Annotated in this window: 15 protein-coding genes; 7 read left to right on the top strand and 8 right to left on the bottom strand. The window is 50.9% G+C overall.

The features are described from left to right. Positions 1–53: 53 nt before the first annotated feature. Entirely contained in the window at positions 54–329 is a 276-nt protein-coding gene (locus tag C4F51_RS08000; protein WP_193908766.1) for a hypothetical protein, read from the bottom strand. A gap of 537 nt (positions 330–866) precedes the next feature. Beyond that, positions 867–1,604 carry an SDR family oxidoreductase gene (locus C4F51_RS07995; RefSeq protein ID WP_193908764.1) on the bottom strand — a complete coding sequence of 246 codons (738 nt, stop codon included), beginning with the start codon at positions 1,602–1,604 and terminating at the stop codon, positions 867–869. A gap of 223 nt (positions 1,605–1,827) precedes the next feature. Between C4F51_RS07995 and C4F51_RS07990 the strand changes: the two genes are divergently transcribed. Both C4F51_RS07990 and C4F51_RS18135 read left to right on the top strand, forming a co-directional pair. Further along, complete coding sequence (locus C4F51_RS07990; protein ID WP_193908762.1) at positions 1,828–2,724, top strand: AraC family transcriptional regulator; 897 nt, start codon at positions 1,828–1,830, stop codon at positions 2,722–2,724. A gap of 181 nt (positions 2,725–2,905) precedes the next feature. Then, positions 2,906–4,480, top strand: coding sequence for a PQQ-dependent sugar dehydrogenase (locus tag C4F51_RS18135; RefSeq protein ID WP_193908760.1), 1,575 nt, complete (start codon positions 2,906–2,908; stop codon positions 4,478–4,480). Between the two features lie 341 nt (positions 4,481–4,821). Here the strand turns inward: C4F51_RS18135 and C4F51_RS07980 are convergent, their stop codons facing one another. Both C4F51_RS07980 and C4F51_RS07975 read right to left on the bottom strand, forming a co-directional pair. Further along, on the bottom strand, positions 4,822–5,916 hold the full coding sequence (locus tag C4F51_RS07980; RefSeq protein ID WP_193908758.1) for a rhomboid family intramembrane serine protease: 1,095 nt from the start codon (positions 5,914–5,916) through the stop codon (positions 4,822–4,824). After that, positions 5,917–6,519 (bottom strand): hypothetical protein, encoded by a 603-nt coding sequence (locus C4F51_RS07975; protein WP_193908756.1) that lies wholly within the window; start codon positions 6,517–6,519, stop codon positions 5,917–5,919. A 179-nt stretch (positions 6,520–6,698) separates the two neighbouring features. Between C4F51_RS07975 and C4F51_RS07970 the strand changes: the two genes are divergently transcribed. From C4F51_RS07970 to C4F51_RS07960, 3 genes are all read left to right on the top strand, one after another. Beyond that, positions 6,699–7,535 carry an SDR family oxidoreductase gene (locus tag C4F51_RS07970; RefSeq protein ID WP_193908754.1) on the top strand — a complete coding sequence of 279 codons (837 nt, stop codon included), beginning with the start codon at positions 6,699–6,701 and terminating at the stop codon, positions 7,533–7,535. Positions 7,536–7,621: 86 nt separating this feature from the next. Next, a complete protein-coding gene (gene lexA, locus C4F51_RS07965) occupies positions 7,622–8,227 on the top strand; it encodes a transcriptional repressor LexA (RefSeq protein WP_193908752.1) in 606 nt (201 codons plus the stop codon). Next, entirely contained in the window at positions 8,220–8,690 is a 471-nt protein-coding gene (locus tag C4F51_RS07960) for a cell division inhibitor SulA (RefSeq protein WP_328701322.1), read from the top strand. Before lexA ends, C4F51_RS07960 begins: the two co-directional genes overlap by 8 nt. On the opposite strand, the gene C4F51_RS07955 is transcribed toward C4F51_RS07960, so the two are convergent. From C4F51_RS07955 to C4F51_RS07945, 3 genes are all read right to left on the bottom strand, one after another. Next, positions 8,655–8,918, bottom strand: a complete 264-nt coding sequence (locus tag C4F51_RS07955) for a hypothetical protein (RefSeq protein WP_193908750.1) — start codon at positions 8,916–8,918, stop codon at positions 8,655–8,657. The genes C4F51_RS07960 and C4F51_RS07955 overlap by 36 nt on opposite strands. 78 nt (positions 8,919–8,996) lie before the next feature. After that, a complete protein-coding gene (locus tag C4F51_RS07950) occupies positions 8,997–9,962 on the bottom strand; it encodes a TraB/GumN family protein (RefSeq protein WP_193908749.1) in 966 nt (321 codons plus the stop codon). 5 nt (positions 9,963–9,967) lie between these two features. Next, entirely contained in the window at positions 9,968–11,314 is a 1,347-nt protein-coding gene (locus C4F51_RS07945) for a cupin domain-containing protein (protein ID WP_193908748.1), read from the bottom strand. 345 nt (positions 11,315–11,659) lie between these two features. Here C4F51_RS07945 and C4F51_RS07940 point away from each other — a divergent pair, with 345 nt between their 5' ends. Both C4F51_RS07940 and C4F51_RS07935 read left to right on the top strand, forming a co-directional pair. After that, positions 11,660–12,343 (top strand): transglutaminase-like cysteine peptidase, encoded by a 684-nt coding sequence (locus C4F51_RS07940; RefSeq protein WP_193908747.1) that lies wholly within the window; start codon positions 11,660–11,662, stop codon positions 12,341–12,343. A gap of 72 nt (positions 12,344–12,415) precedes the next feature. Continuing rightward, positions 12,416–14,317, top strand: a complete 1,902-nt coding sequence (locus tag C4F51_RS07935) for a bifunctional diguanylate cyclase/phosphodiesterase (RefSeq protein WP_193908746.1) — start codon at positions 12,416–12,418, stop codon at positions 14,315–14,317. Positions 14,318–14,443: 126 nt separating this feature from the next. On the opposite strand, the gene C4F51_RS07930 is transcribed toward C4F51_RS07935, so the two are convergent. Next, complete coding sequence (locus C4F51_RS07930; protein ID WP_193908745.1) at positions 14,444–14,767, bottom strand: hypothetical protein; 324 nt, start codon at positions 14,765–14,767, stop codon at positions 14,444–14,446. Positions 14,768–14,785: the final 18 nt, after the last annotated feature.

The raw sequence follows: 14,785 nt of genomic DNA, 5'->3' as shown, positions 1-14,785 counted from the left end.
ATCGACATCGACATCGACAATTCGGCAAAACCTGAAGGCGTTTCCTTCCGGCTTTAAAAACCTGGTTCCCTGGCAACATCAGGACTGTGAGTCAATAAATTCCTGAGAGATAACCTGAGCTTTATCCAACTGACGGCAGGATTTATCACGGGCAGATGAAAACCGTGTGACAAAACACCATCAAAAAAAGACGCTATGCGATAGAGGGAATGGGTGGAGTTTGTTGCTATACGATGGGCAAATAAAGAATTTCGCGCCAACGCAAACTGATAGCCAGCAGCGCAGGCAACAAAGATCGGGAAATGGGTCAGTCTTTTTAAAATTTTCATCAGCTAATCCGGTAGCTCTATCGTTTGTATTATTTTCTATCCAGGAAAACCCAAAAATTGAAATTTTAAAAATGCAACGCATGAGCAAAACCAGCACGCCGTGCTGATTTCAACAGTGATCATTCAATTGAAATTGATAACAACGTCTTTCCGACGGAGGAATAAAGCGACAAACTACGATCGGCTTATTGATTTCAGAAAGATATCAACGCTCTGACTATACGGTTTAGTAAAATCTATTTTTTTAGTCCAGCAACAGAATCTCGAAGCTTTGTGAAACGCTTCAGTATTTCGGGGGATTTTACAAATAAATAAAAATTAGTCCACAAAAAAATAATGGCTTTATGTAATCGGATTCACATTTATCAAACATCAGACAAATAAATTGAATTTATGAATTCAGTTTGGAAATAATTTTTAAAAAAGATATAGCAAATATCTTTCAAAAAATGACTATGTGACACATAGTATCCAAACTAAAAAACAAAAAACCGATTCGCTATAGAGCGAATCGGTCTGATCTTTTTTACACCGGGTTCACGCCGGGCTGGCGGTGGGGCGGATAACAATGTCACTGGTGTTGACATCGTCCGGCTGATTAATGACATGCGCAATCGCCGCTGCAATGGCTTCCGGTTTTAAAGCCACTTTACGAAACGCATCAATAATTTCGGCGGTATCGGCGTGGGTAATGGTATGAGCCAACTCGGATTCAACCACGCCAGGGTAAACACAGGTGACGCGGATGTGCTGGTTTTCCTGACGCAAACCATCGGAAATTGCACGCACCGCAAACTTGGTTGCACAATACACCGCAGCCGTTGGCATAACATAAAGCCCACCAATCGATGACACGTTAATCACCTGCCCGCTCTGCTGCGCTTGCATGGTGGGTAGCACCGCCGCAATGCCATACAGCACACCGCGAATATTGACGTCGACCATCTGATCCCACTCGCTTACTTTTAAAGCAGACATAGGAGACAGCGGCATCACGCCGGCATTATTGATAATGACATCAATACGGCCGTGAATGGCCAGGGCAAAATCTGCAAAAGCTTTTACATCATCCTGGCGGGTAACATCCAGCGTCTGGAAATCGACGGTACCGCCTTGCTGACGAATGGCTTGCGCGAGACTTTCCAAACGATCGGTACGCCGGGCACCAATAACCAGCCGATGGCCTTGCGCTGCTAGATAACGGGCAACCGCTTCGCCAATACCACTGCTGGCGCCGGTCAGTAAAATCACTTTGCTTTGAGAAATTTTATTCATGATGTTGCGTCCTGAAGAGGGTGGGTAACAGCAGCCATCATAAAAATTTGCACCCACCAGGCTAAGACCCGTTCGTCTTCGGTGTTTGCCTAATCCTATTCGAGCGATGCAAAACCGGTGGAAATTATGTTTTTATAGTGCCTGTTACTCACAGGCGGCAGAAACGCACATGACTCAAACCGACACATCAATGATTACAGCGACAAACTCGACACAGGCACGGATGATCCGCTTGCTCCGCGAACTTGCGCCGCGCGAGGGCTATACCCAATCGCTGCTTGATGGCGTGATGTTTATGCGAGCCGATCAACCCATGTCGTGCGCGCAGGCACTCTATGAACCCGGCATTGTGATTATGGTGCAGGGGCGAAAGCGCGGTTTTCATGGCGGCAAGATGTACGTATACGATCCGCAACAGTATCTGGTGTTGTCGGTGCCCTTGCCTCTCACCATCGAAACCGAAGCCAGTGAAGAAGAACCCTTGCTGGGCCTTGTGCTGCGTATCGACCCGGCTACCACCGCCGAGCTGGCACAGTCGGTATCAAACGATGCGCCCGAACAACCGGCCACACTTTATGCCACCGCGATGGAAACCAAACTGGAAGAAGCAACCCTGCGGCTGCTGGAAGCATTGTGCTCACCCACCGAAGCCAAATTGCTTGGCCCATCCATTTTTCGGGAAATTACTTATCGGGTGTTAACCGGCAGCCAGGGCGGCAGACTGCGCGCCGCCCTGGAACAAGGTGGCAATTTTGGTCGCATCGCCAAAGTACTGCATCGCATTCACCATCATTACGCCGGCCAACTGGATGTAACCAGTCTGGCGAAAGAAGCCAATTTGAGTGTGCCTGCTTTTCACGCACATTTTAAAAATGTTACCCACACCTCGCCCATCCAATACATAAAAACCATTCGCTTGCACCAGGCGCGGCTGATCATGATCCGCAAAGGCCTGAATGCTGCCACTGCATCTGAACAAGTGGGCTACGAAAGCGCTTCGCAGTTCAGCCGGGAATTTAAACGTTTGTTCGGCCGAAGCCCGGTCGATGAAACCCGGCATTTGCGGCAAATGCTGTCGCTGGCGGCTCCGGTGGTTGCCAATGCACACACCGCTTTATAAGGCGATCATCGAGTGAAAGAGAAAGCGTTTGGCGGTAGAACAGCGGCGTGATCCCGGCATGAAAGCACCGCGATAGTCATTGAGTGCGTGGAGGTTGCGAATGGGTAGCGGCTTCTATAATGATGAGTACAATTCAACTTTTTCATCATCTAACGTTGTTCATCAACATAGAGGGGTTCGCATGCAGAGTTTTTTGCGTTTCACAGGCTGTTTTCTGGTAGCACTGGTGGTAGCCGGGCTACTGGGCACCATTGTTCAAACCCAATTTAACCTGCTGGAATTACAGCGTTTGGGCGCGCCAATTTCCTTCGGGTTACGCCTGCAAACAACCCTGCAAGACATCGTCGGCTTTGCTCCCGCTTACCTGGGCATTCTTGCAGCGGGTTTGCTGCCATCTTTATTAGTTGCGTTATTACTGGTGCGCCCTCTCGTTCCCCGCCACAAAGCCGCATTAAGTGCGTTGGCCGCTGCGGCAGGTTTATGGGTAGCTTTTAAAGTGACGGATATGGTTGCCCCCATGCCCACCTTGATTGCAGCTACACGCAGTGGCGGCGGCACCTTGGCGTTACTGGCAACCGCAGCACTGGGCGGCTGGTTGTTCTCACGGCTTTACCACAGCAACAACCGCTTACCCGGCGTGCAGCCGGTAATACCGGTTTTACTGTTGGCAACTGCCTCTTTTTTGCTACCCGCAGAAACCCGGGCCAACGATCGCCCGTATCAAACAGCAACCTGGGTAGATGGTCTCGCCTTTCCCTGGTCGATGACATTTTTGCCCGATGGGCGGGCGCTGGTCACTGAAAAACCGGGCCGCTTGCGTGTGGTAGATGCCGACGGGCGTTTGCATGCAGACCCGATTGGCGGTGTTCCCGACGTGCTCGCCAAAGGCCAGGGCGGCCTGAAAGAAATTTTGCTCGCTCCGGACTTTGAACAAAGCCAACGGATTTATCTGTCCTATTCCTGCGGCACCCTGGCGGCGAACCATGCCTGCCTTGCTACCGCCACACTGGCCGGGCATCGACTGGAAAACCTCCAGGAAATTTTTCGCAGCCAACCGGCACGCAGTGGCGGCGCCGCGCATTATGGTGCGCGCATGGCGTGGCTGGCCGATGGCACATTGATTTTAACGCTGGGCGATGGCTTTGATTATCGCGAAGAAGCACAACGCCTCGACAATCACTTCGGCAAAATTGTGCGCCTGAATGCAGACGGCTCGGTGCCTGCCAACAACCCTTTTGTTGATCGTGCCGGTGTTGCCCCGGAAATTTACAGTTACGGCCATCGCAATGTGCAAGGCATTGTTTACGATGCCGACAACAAGCGTTTGCTAACCCACGAGCACGGCCCTCGCGGCGGTGACGAGCTTAACCGTATTATCGCCGGTGCAAATTATGGGTGGCCGATTGCGACCGCCGGGTTGGATTACACCGGTGCGCGCGTAACACCCTTTAAAGACTATGAAGGCACACAACAACCGCTGCTGGGTTGGACTCCTTCTATCGCACCTTCCGGTATGGCGATTTATAAAGGCGATGCATTCGCAGCATGGAAAGGTGATTTGCTGGTATCCGCCCTGGCTGCTCGCAATGTGCAACGAGTGCGCCTGGACGGCGACAAAGTGGTAGAGGCAGAAACCTTATTTGAGGAACTCGGAGAACGCATCCGCCACGTGGTGGAAGGCCCGGATGGCAATATTTATTTGTTGATTGATAGTGAGAAAGGAAGGATTGTGAAGGTTACACCTGTCTCAGCATAAACTGAAAGCCTCTGCGCAATCTATCTGAACCTTGTGCCATTATGGCCGTTTGTCATTGTGAAGTTTGTTCCAAAAGCGCATAAATATCCGCAAGCGGAGCCGGTCAATCATCGCAGATGATTGTCGTTCCGTGCGCGCAAAACATGTTTTGCTATGTGCGTACTCCACCCATATAGCTCCCTCGAGTCAACGGCAATTGCTCCTGCATTGCACTAACTTCCGCCATCCATGGCGGGCGTCCCTGACTTGACGGTTTTGGAACAAACTTCCCAACGCCAAACTCGAACGGTGCTCGCTCGATGTTATATCAACGCATGTATGAGGGAAAAGGATACAGCCTGTTAACGAATAATCCGTGCTTCCGGTCGCTGTAGCATTTGAATAAGCGGATTATGCGCAAGCACTTTTTCTTTCCAGATGACACCGACCAGCAAACCAGCCGCCAAGCCACCCAGATGAGCCCAATAGGCTACGGATAAATCTTCGCTCATCAATCCGAAAATATTGATCCCTGCCCAAATAGCAAAATACCAGACAGGTTTCAGTTTTTTCTGCCATACCACAAACATAAAGGTGATACTGGCGTGGCGAAACCAGATTAAATACATACCGAATAAACCGGCAACGGAGCCGCTGGCACCCACCATTAATAATTCGCCACGGGACACCTGCGACGCCAGCAACTCAACCAGCGCCGCGATAACGCCACAGAACAGATAAGCCGCGAGATACTTCCAGGGGCCCAGCGCATCCTCAAGGTTGTCACCAATAATCCAGAGGAAATATAAATTCCCCACCAAATGGATAATTCCGCCATGCAAAAACTGGTAGCTGAGTAACGACCATAAATGTTCGCCGCGCAATAGCGGTTCGGAATCCACCGCAAACCATGTGTACACCCAGTCGGTTGATACCTCATCGAAACCATAGGCAAAAAAGATCAAGGTATTAATAAGCAGCAGCGACCAGGTCATCCAGGGTTTACGGTGCGGCTTGATGTTGTATTCACGGGGCATACGCGTCAAAAACTGAAACAGCCAGCTTTTGGTATTCACTTTAGCGTTGAGCTGCTCAAGGGCATCCTGCAACTTCGGCGCAGCCAGCACCATCGACACTTCGTCACCATCCACCCAGATTCCACTACAGGTCGGGCAGGTATCCAGGGTCACGTGGTAGTCTTTTAATAAATGCACCTGTTTCATCGGCACATGACAACGATGGCATTCATAATGATGACCATCAAGGGTTTCACCGAAACCTTGCTTGATACAATAGGCATCGCTCATGCCATTTTTATTGCGAATCGCTGTCGATAAATCGCCATCATCACACCACAAACCATGACACTGCGGACAGGTTTGCAATTCATGACCATGCAATTCACGCAATTCCATCGAAACATTTCCGCAGTGCGGACAATTCAATACAGCGCTCATTTACAGGGCTACCTTTTTCTTATCCAGAACCGCTTTAATACCGGAAAGATTTTCCTGAAAACGCGGCAATACATTAGCTTCCATGTGCGCAACCACTTCCAGTAACACTTTGCCGCCCTGCTCCGGGTAATGAAAATAACCGTTACGAATTTTTTCGTAAGCGTCATTAACATCACGGTAAAATTTCCGGCTTTCGCCCAGCAACTCGGACGGTGTTTCCAGTGTGGCGGGTGAATAACGCATGGTGTCCCAGACAAATTTATCCAGCGTAAGATTCTGACTACGAGCAGAGCTAATACTCACGCCGGATAATTTTTCAGTATATTCACGAATCAGTTGCAGGTTATCGTTAAGTTCATCGTGCAGTGATTGACGCAGGTAGTAATTATTTTTATCACTCTGGATTTGTTCAAACTCAACGGCTTGTCGCAAACCCTGCTGACCGGCCAGATAAACACCCAGCACCGTGGCCAGCAGCATGAAGCAATGGCCAATCCAGAAACTCAAATTGGATATTTCACCCACTTCCAATAATTTTTTCTTCTGTACCAGAGGAATGGTACGCTCCGCTGAGGATGATTGGGGAGGAACGGCGTCCGACATGTCTGGCTCCATCAAAACAGTAGTTATTCATTGGAAAAACGCGCTATTTTAATCACCTCCATGACGCCTCAAAGCGCTTTGCAGCAGAAATGTGAATGCGTTGGCTTTAATCTGCGCAAAGCAGCTGCATGCTTGACGGATAAGCTACGCCCAATAACTGATAACCCAGGGAACATTGCATGAACCCCGTTAAAACCGTTTTGGTTACCGGTGCCTCCAGTGGCATTGGTCATTACTGCGCAACCCGATTGAAGCAGGAAGGCTACACCGTTATCGCCAGCTGTCGAAAACTGTCAGATGTATCCAGGTTGCAAGCCGAGGGGCTGACCTGCGTGCAAATGGATCTCGCGGATTCTGCCAGTATTCAACGCGCCGTTAAGGAAACCCTGAAAATCACTGGCGGGCAACTTTATGCCTTGTTTAACAACGGCGCCTACGGCCAACCCGGCGCGGTAGAAGATTTGAGCCGTGATGTATTACGGCAACAATTTGAAACCAATGTATTTGGCTGGCATGAGCTGACCAACCTGATACTGCCGGTAATGCACGCCCAGGGTTATGGCCGTGTGGTGCAAAACAGCTCGGTATTGGGCTTCGCCGCCATGCCATTTCGCGGCGCCTACAACGCCAGTAAATTTGCTATTGAGGGGCTGACTGACACACTGCGCCTTGAACTGCACGACTCACCCATCCATATCAGCCTGATTGAACCCGGCCCTATTCTCAGCCGGTTTCGCGCCAATGGCCTTGAGGCACTCCATAGCAATATTGATGTCGGCAGCAGCCGCTTTGCCGATCAATACCGGCAAACACTGGAACGGCTTAATAAAGAAGGCGCCGCATCGCGATTCACACAAGGGCCGGAAGCGGTTTACCTCCGCCTGAAGCATGCGCTGGAAGCAGAAAATCCCAAAGCCCGCTATTACGTCACCTTCCCTACTTATTTGATGGGGTTTTTAAAACGCATTTTGAGCACCCGTATGCTGGATGCGGTGCTACTGAAAGGCAGCCGGTAAACTGGCGAAAAAACAGGCTTGCAGCAATCCCAATACTGTATATAATCACAACCACTGTATAAATAAACAGATTTTGGGAGCACGCCATGTACAATCTGACTGCACGCCAGGAACAGGTTTTACAACTGATCAGAAGTTATGCCGAAGCCACCGGATACCCGCCAACCCGGGCTGAAATTGCGCGCAAACTGGGTTACAAATCGGCCAACGCGGCCGAAGAACATATCAAAGCACTTGCACGTAAAGGCGCCATTGAAATTATTCCGGGCGCCTCTCGCGGTATCCGCCTGCCGGACAACCTCCGCCAGGGCATTCCGCTGGTCGGTCGCGTAGCAGCCGGTAGCCCTATTCTGGCGCAGGAACATATCGAAGATTACTGCAACATTCCTACCGGCTTTTTCTCTCCCAATGCTGATTATCTGCTGCGAGTCAGCGGCATGAGTATGAAAGACATCGGCATTATGGATGGCGATCTGTTGGCGGTGCACCGCACCGATCAGGCGCGCAACGGCCAGGTAGTGGTAGCGCGCATTGGTGATGAAGTCACCGTTAAACGTTACAAGCGCGTAGGTAACCGCTCTATTGTGGAATTGTGGCCGGAAAACCCCGATTTCAATGTCATCGAAGTGGATCTTCGTGATGCCGAATTTGCCATTGAAGGTTTGAGTGTTGGAGTAATTCGCCGTGACTAATGCACTTCGCAATTTGCCTTCACCTGCGTCAGAAACCGGTAGCAACACCGCTACCGGTAGCGTTACCGAACTGGTATTAACCCGCCATGCGCCGGATCAGGCAGCACTGTTGCTGCCCATGATTGCCTGGTTGAGCCACAACAGCGCCGGGCGCTGGATCAGCTGGGTAACCTCCACCAATATCACTCGGCAATTACTGGAAAAATTCGGCGTGAATACACGCAACCTGCGCATTATTCACTGCACAGATGATCAACAAGCCTTATGGATTACCTGGGAAGCACTGGCGAGAGGCAACAGCCATACCGTGATAGCATCGCCGGGAAAATTAAATGACAGGGAATTTGCAGAACTGGAACATGCTGCCAATAGCGGTCAGTGTCAGGGCATTCTGATCCGCGAGAGACAGGAAGATAAAAGCGGGCAATCAATGCAGCATATGAGTGGTTGCGTCATCCATTAAGTCAACGCCAAAGTCGTCGCGTTCGTCCTGATAGCGCTCTGCCAATTCGCTGGCAGCATCCATACCCGCCTCAATCATAGCTTTGGCTACTTCAAAGCGCCCGTCTCCGAGAAATGCCAGGGATTCGGCAGAAAAACGGATTTTCACCAGCGGCTCGCCCTCATCATCAGAGCGTAGTAAAACCACATCACCATCCGGTAGCTCCCGGATTTCATAGAAAGAAGACATAAAAACTCCGCACCACCTTTCGACAAAACCGCAAAGGCGTTAAAAAGGGCCGCGATTATAGCACTTTTGAGCGCACCATTAAACGTCAGGACACAGTGGCGTTTCAGTAGGCGGGTATTGCTGTATCCGATAGCCATCCCGCTGTAGCAAACACACCAGCCCGTCATCACCCAACATATGACCAATTCCGGTGACAACAAAATAACGCTGCGGAGCTGCCAGTTTGTTGGCAATGTAAGCGGCCATTTGTTCGTTGCGGCCGGTAAACACTCGTTCATACAACACTTCACCGACATCAGAACCGTGGAATGCCGTAAAAATATGCTTTTCCAGTTGATCGACATTGCCCTGCTGCCAGGACGTCGCCAGTTTTTCCAGCATCTCGGGAGCTTTTTCGTAATCTTTTAAAGTACTGGCCAACAGCGCAACCTGATGCGTTTCGCTGATATCGCTGAACGTACGAATCTGCTGTTCGAAGGTTTCCAGTTGCAAAATCGGCTTTTGTTCGCGCGCCAAACCAATAAAGTAGCGATCAATCCCCTGGGTGGCAGCAAAGCGGGTTTGTCGTAGCTGACCACTGACCAATTGCATGGAAACCAGCCAGGGGCGGGTATTTTTAAAACGCTCCGCGTCCACCCCCTGGTCGGCGGCTTTGTCAGCCAGTAAATTCCACTGTTTTTTTCCTATCAGGTTTTTAAGCGGTTGTTGATTGGCTTTATTGGCAGGCGGCCAATAGCCGAGCCCCGTCATCAACTGTGCTACATCCGTTTGCTCAAGGGTGTCTACATCCAGCTCGACCACCAGCGCGTCAGCCGCCTCATAGGCCTGCATGACATAATCGGGCAGCGGATAAAAATCCGGCAAACCGTAATGCAATGAACCAAACAAATAAACTTCGCCCGATACGCCAGGCTTTTCAACTTGCCACATCAGCGGCCGAGCCGAACAGATATTGGCCAATAAACAACCGGCAACCAGTAGCAGGCTGCCACGGCGCGATAGCATGGCAGCAACGGAAAAAACAAAGCGTGAAGCACGAAACATGAGGGTTAGCTATTCCGGAGTAGAGGTGCAGAATCAACCGGACGAGCCAGCAGAATGATGGCATCACCCGCTGACGCACGCAGGTGCAAACGGCTCAGGGTGGCGGGAACCAGCGAGGCCGGATTGATGGCGTCGGCAGCATCCAGGTGCTGACTCCAGGCAGCGGATTGTAAAGCAAGTTTTCCCTGAATCAACAATAACAGGGCGTAGCGGCCATCATTTAACCAATCAAAGGTTTGCCCGGCCAACAAGGTAAGGCGCTGCACCACAAAGTCATCAAAAGCCGCAACTTGCTCCAGGGTATATTTCCCCGGCTGCTGCTGCAACACATCGAGCTGAAGACTATCCGGCTGATCCAGTGATACGCCAGGCAGGGCTTTTTCGGTATCCCATGCCGTTTGGGTTAACACTTTTTGCGCAAAGGAGAGAATGTTGCGCTCATAGACGGGCGTTTGAAACTCTACCGTGCGAACCCCGTGCTGCAAGGCATGGGGAACACCGCAGGGAATTTTTACCACATCGCCAACTTTCAGGGGCTGTAACGCGGTAAAGGCGTCCATCTGCTGGCGCAAGCTTTTTTCCTGCTCTTGCAGCCCGGCGGGCAACTCGTCTTGCCAGCGTTTAAGGGTATCGGCGGATACCGGTTGCAGCAGCGCCAGGCCTTCGGCTACACGGCGCTGGTCAAATTGTTCATCTATCGCTACCCGCACCTCACGGTACCGCTGCACCGATTGGAGATAGGCACGGCGAAAAGCCTCATCATCCTGGCAGGATTGACGTTTTTCCTGATCAAAACCAAGACGGATAGCGCCATAACCGGCCGGCCAGGCGTTCTCGTCTACCGCAGTAACGACGTAAACTTCGCGCTTTTCGTCATGCACTTCAAAATAAAGATCGCCGTACACGTCATCAGGCAAAGGATCGAGGATTTTCAGCAGAATCAGATCATCAGCAACCTGTTGTAGCTCTTCATTAGCCAGCACAAACGGGAACACCGCCAACAACCAGGGTAAAGGAATAACCTGGCCCTGCGCTTCAATCAGCGACTGCCCACGAACTTCAATGCCGGTGTACCAGACTTCCCTGCCCCAGGGTTTGGCAATAAAAACCGGTTTGAGGTTGAGAGGAGCCTGCAAATTCAGCCAGGGCAAGTGGTGTTCAGTGGCAAAATTTTCAAAATCCCGCGGGGTAGATGCCAGAGCCGTAAGGGATTCACGCGCAGAGTCGGTATCGGGCAAAATTGCTGCGAATATTTGCACGGTGTTGCCGGTTTTCTCCAGCACCACCGGGGCCAACAAGGAAATAGCCGTCTCCGGCGACAGATAGGTTTGCCGGTGGACAACCTGCAACACAAAACACCGGCTCGACAGCGGCGACTCCAGCAATCGTGCAATCTGTTGTTTTACCCATGTATGGGGATGTTCGCTGCTGTAAACCCTGGCCACTCGGTTCTCTACTCTTTTATGATGTTGAAACGGGCTATATTCTAGCAGCCTATGCTCAAACGATTCTGTAAGGATTTATAGTTCTGCAAGGATTTTCGCGACTGGCTATACTTTGCCGCTTGCAGGCTGTTATCTGCCGCACAAAAAAACCAGGGGAAACCGGAGTTCCACCACCCTTCCTATGAACAAACCATTCGTAACAGGCTTTACCTTTGCACCGGGCGAACTTTCCGCCAACGGTTGGGTGCTGCCATGATATTCGGGTGGTTTTCCGGCGTTGCCCCAAGGCTGCTGTTGGCCGCCCTGCTTTTATGCTGCGCCTTTCTCTCGTCAGCCGATTTTCTTTCTGACAAATCCCGCCAAACCATGCAAAAGCGCTTTGGTGATGATGGCGTGGCGCTCTTGCAAGCCTGGAATCGCCTGATGCTGGAACAGGAAGCTGCCGATGAGCGACAACAGCTGGAGCAAATCAATGCTTTTTTTAACCGCAATATCCGCTACAGCGATGATATCGACTTGTGGGGCCAATCGGATTACTGGGCTACACCGCTGGAAACCATGGGCAGCCGCGCCGGTGATTGCGAAGATTACACCATTGCCAAATACATCTCGCTGGTCAAGTTGGGCATACCTAACGAACGTCTGCGCCTTATTTATGTCCGTGCAACTATTGGCGGCGTGAACAGTCGGGTATCCCAGGCACACATGGTGCTTGGTTATTACCAAACGCCGGAATCCATGCCGCTGATTCTCGATAATTTGCTGCCGCGTATTTTGTCTGCCAGCCAGCGTCCGGATTTAAAACCGGTTTTCAGTTTTAACAGTGTCGGATTATGGGTGGGTAACAACCCGCAGTCCCAGGCCGATCCGACCGCCAGATTATCGCGCTGGCGCGATCTGCTCAGCCGCATGCAGGAAGAAGGTTTTTATGAATAACAGGTTCATCAATAAGTACACGTGCTGGCGTCACCCTGTAGCGCCTGGTGTTTTTTCGTGGGGAGACAAGCCATGTCACTGATCAAACAACTCTGGCTCGGTATTATTGTTCTGCTGCTGTTGGCGCTGGGGGGCAGTTTTTTTATCAGTCTGTTTTCCGCCAAAGTGTATCTGCAGGAACAACTGCAACTTAAAAATATGGACAACGCGACCTCGCTGGCCTTGTCCATGTCGCAACTGGACAAAGATCCGGTGACGCTGGAGCTGCTGATTTCCGCCCAATTTGATACCGGCCACTACCGCCGTATCGCGCTCACCGCTCCGAATGGGGAAGTGATGATTGAAAAACTGGCCACTGACAAGGTCATTCCGAAGGTGCCTGCCAGCTTCGCCCGTTTTGCGGATATTGACGTAAACCCTGGCATCGCCCAGGTGCAGGATGGCTGGCAACAGCTGGGCACCCTACAAGTTGAAAGTCGCGCAGACTTTGCCGTACAGAGTTTGTGGAACAACGTGATCAATTTACTGACATGGTTTTTGGTTGCGGCCATCGGTAGCGGGTTATTGGGCACATGGATTTTAAAAACCATTTCCCGGCCGTTGGATATTGCGGTTAATCAGGCTGAAGCGATCGGCAACCGTCGCTTTATCACCACGCGCGAGCCACGTACTTACGAGTTTCGCCGTCTGGTAAGAGCCATGAACACCTTGTCCGGCAGCGTAAAAGTCATGCTGGAAAAAGAAACCCGCCAATTGGAAATTCTGCGCCGCGAATCGCAACAGGATACGGTGACCGGCCTTTACAACCGGCAGCATTTTTTCAATCTGCTGGATAGCCAACTAACCCGTGAGGATGCCGGTGAAGGCGTCATTGCGATGTTACGCATTATCAATCTGGTCGAATTGAACAATGCCATGGGGCGGGATAAAACGGACGCAGCCTTGAAAAAAATGGCGCGCAGCCTGTTGGATTGGAGCGAACCTTTTTCCTACAGCATCATCGGACGCTTGAATGGTAGCGACTTCGCCGTTGTGGTGGCAGATACTGCTGCCGCTGATAATCTGGGAGAAGCGTTGTCGGCGCACCTGCAAATTTTCTTTCAGGAAAACCAGCTGAAAACCATCTCCGCCCCGCTCGCCTGGGGACATTACAAAAGTGGAGAAAACCGCCGCGCATTAATGCATAAACTGGATGGCGCCCTTGCACGCGCCGAAGCGAGAGGCAACCACGCGGTTATTTACCTGAGTAGCGACGAAAACACTTCACACCAACGACACAGTGTTAATGAATGGCGTCAATTATTGGAAGATGCCTTCGAGAATCACCATCTGCAACTGGCTCGTTTTCCGGTTAAAACGCTAACAGGCGCATCCTTACATTTTGAAGCGCCGGCACGGATATTTCTTGATCAGCATTTGCAACCTGCCGGTTATTTTGTGCCATGGGCATCGCGCCTGGGTTTGATGCCTACGCTGGATCTTGAGGTGGTTAAGGAAGCGTTGAAAACGCTGGCCGATGAACCCATACCGCTGGCAATCAACATTTCTATTGATGCCCTGAAAAGCAGCCACTTCCGGGAAAATGTTCTTCAATTACTGCAAAAGCAGACTGAATCCTGCCGCTGGTTATGGCTTGAGTTCCCCGAGTCTGCGGCGATACGTTGCCCGGACGAATTCCGCCATTTCAGTACCGCATTGCGCCAGGCCGGATGTCATGTCGGTTTGGAGCACGCGGGTATGGAGTTTACCCGCATTGAAGAGTTACAAAATATTGGGCTGGATTATCTGAAAATCGACGGTTCTCTGATTCGTAATATTCACCAGAGCCCAGCCAATCAGGGCTTGGTAAAAGGCATGACCGCCATTGGCCATTCGTTGGGGATGGTGGTGATTGCCGAGGGAGTAATGAGCGGTGATGAAATTGCCGAATTGGGCCGTCTCGGGTTGGATGGTGTAACAGGCCCGGGGGTTTAATACGCAGCAAGCTTATTGTTCTGCGTTTGGATACCATTTTTGAAAGTCACTTTCGCCGGTAAAGTGAGCAATATCATTGTGCTACGACGCAGCGGATGCCACCGGGCATCCGGCAGTTTTCTGCATTTACAGAGGGATATTATCATCCTCATCATCGAGCAGATTGACCGCTTCACGCAACGCCCGCCGCGACAGTAACTTGCCTTGCGCAGCCGATGGCAAGTCCGTAAAACGAATGACATTTCGTTCAATCAATAAATTAATAACATCTTCCAACACCCGTACCATGTGCAAGTCTGATGTTTCCAGTGTTTGTTGGCGGGAAGATTTTGCATCCTGCAGAAAAGCGTACAGCTCTGTATTATCTTCCGCTACCTGCTCATCAAAACCCTCTGTAGCAACTTTACTGATCGCAACAATCCTGTTGTCTGTTCCACGTCGAATATACATACATCTTCCTCATATCAA

It is taken from the genome of Cellvibrio polysaccharolyticus (assembly GCF_015182315.1).
GTDB lineage: Bacteria > Pseudomonadota > Gammaproteobacteria > Pseudomonadales > Cellvibrionaceae > Cellvibrio > Cellvibrio polysaccharolyticus.
Note: the sequence above shows the minus strand (reverse complement) of the source record. Positions and strands in the feature narration are given on the sequence as shown.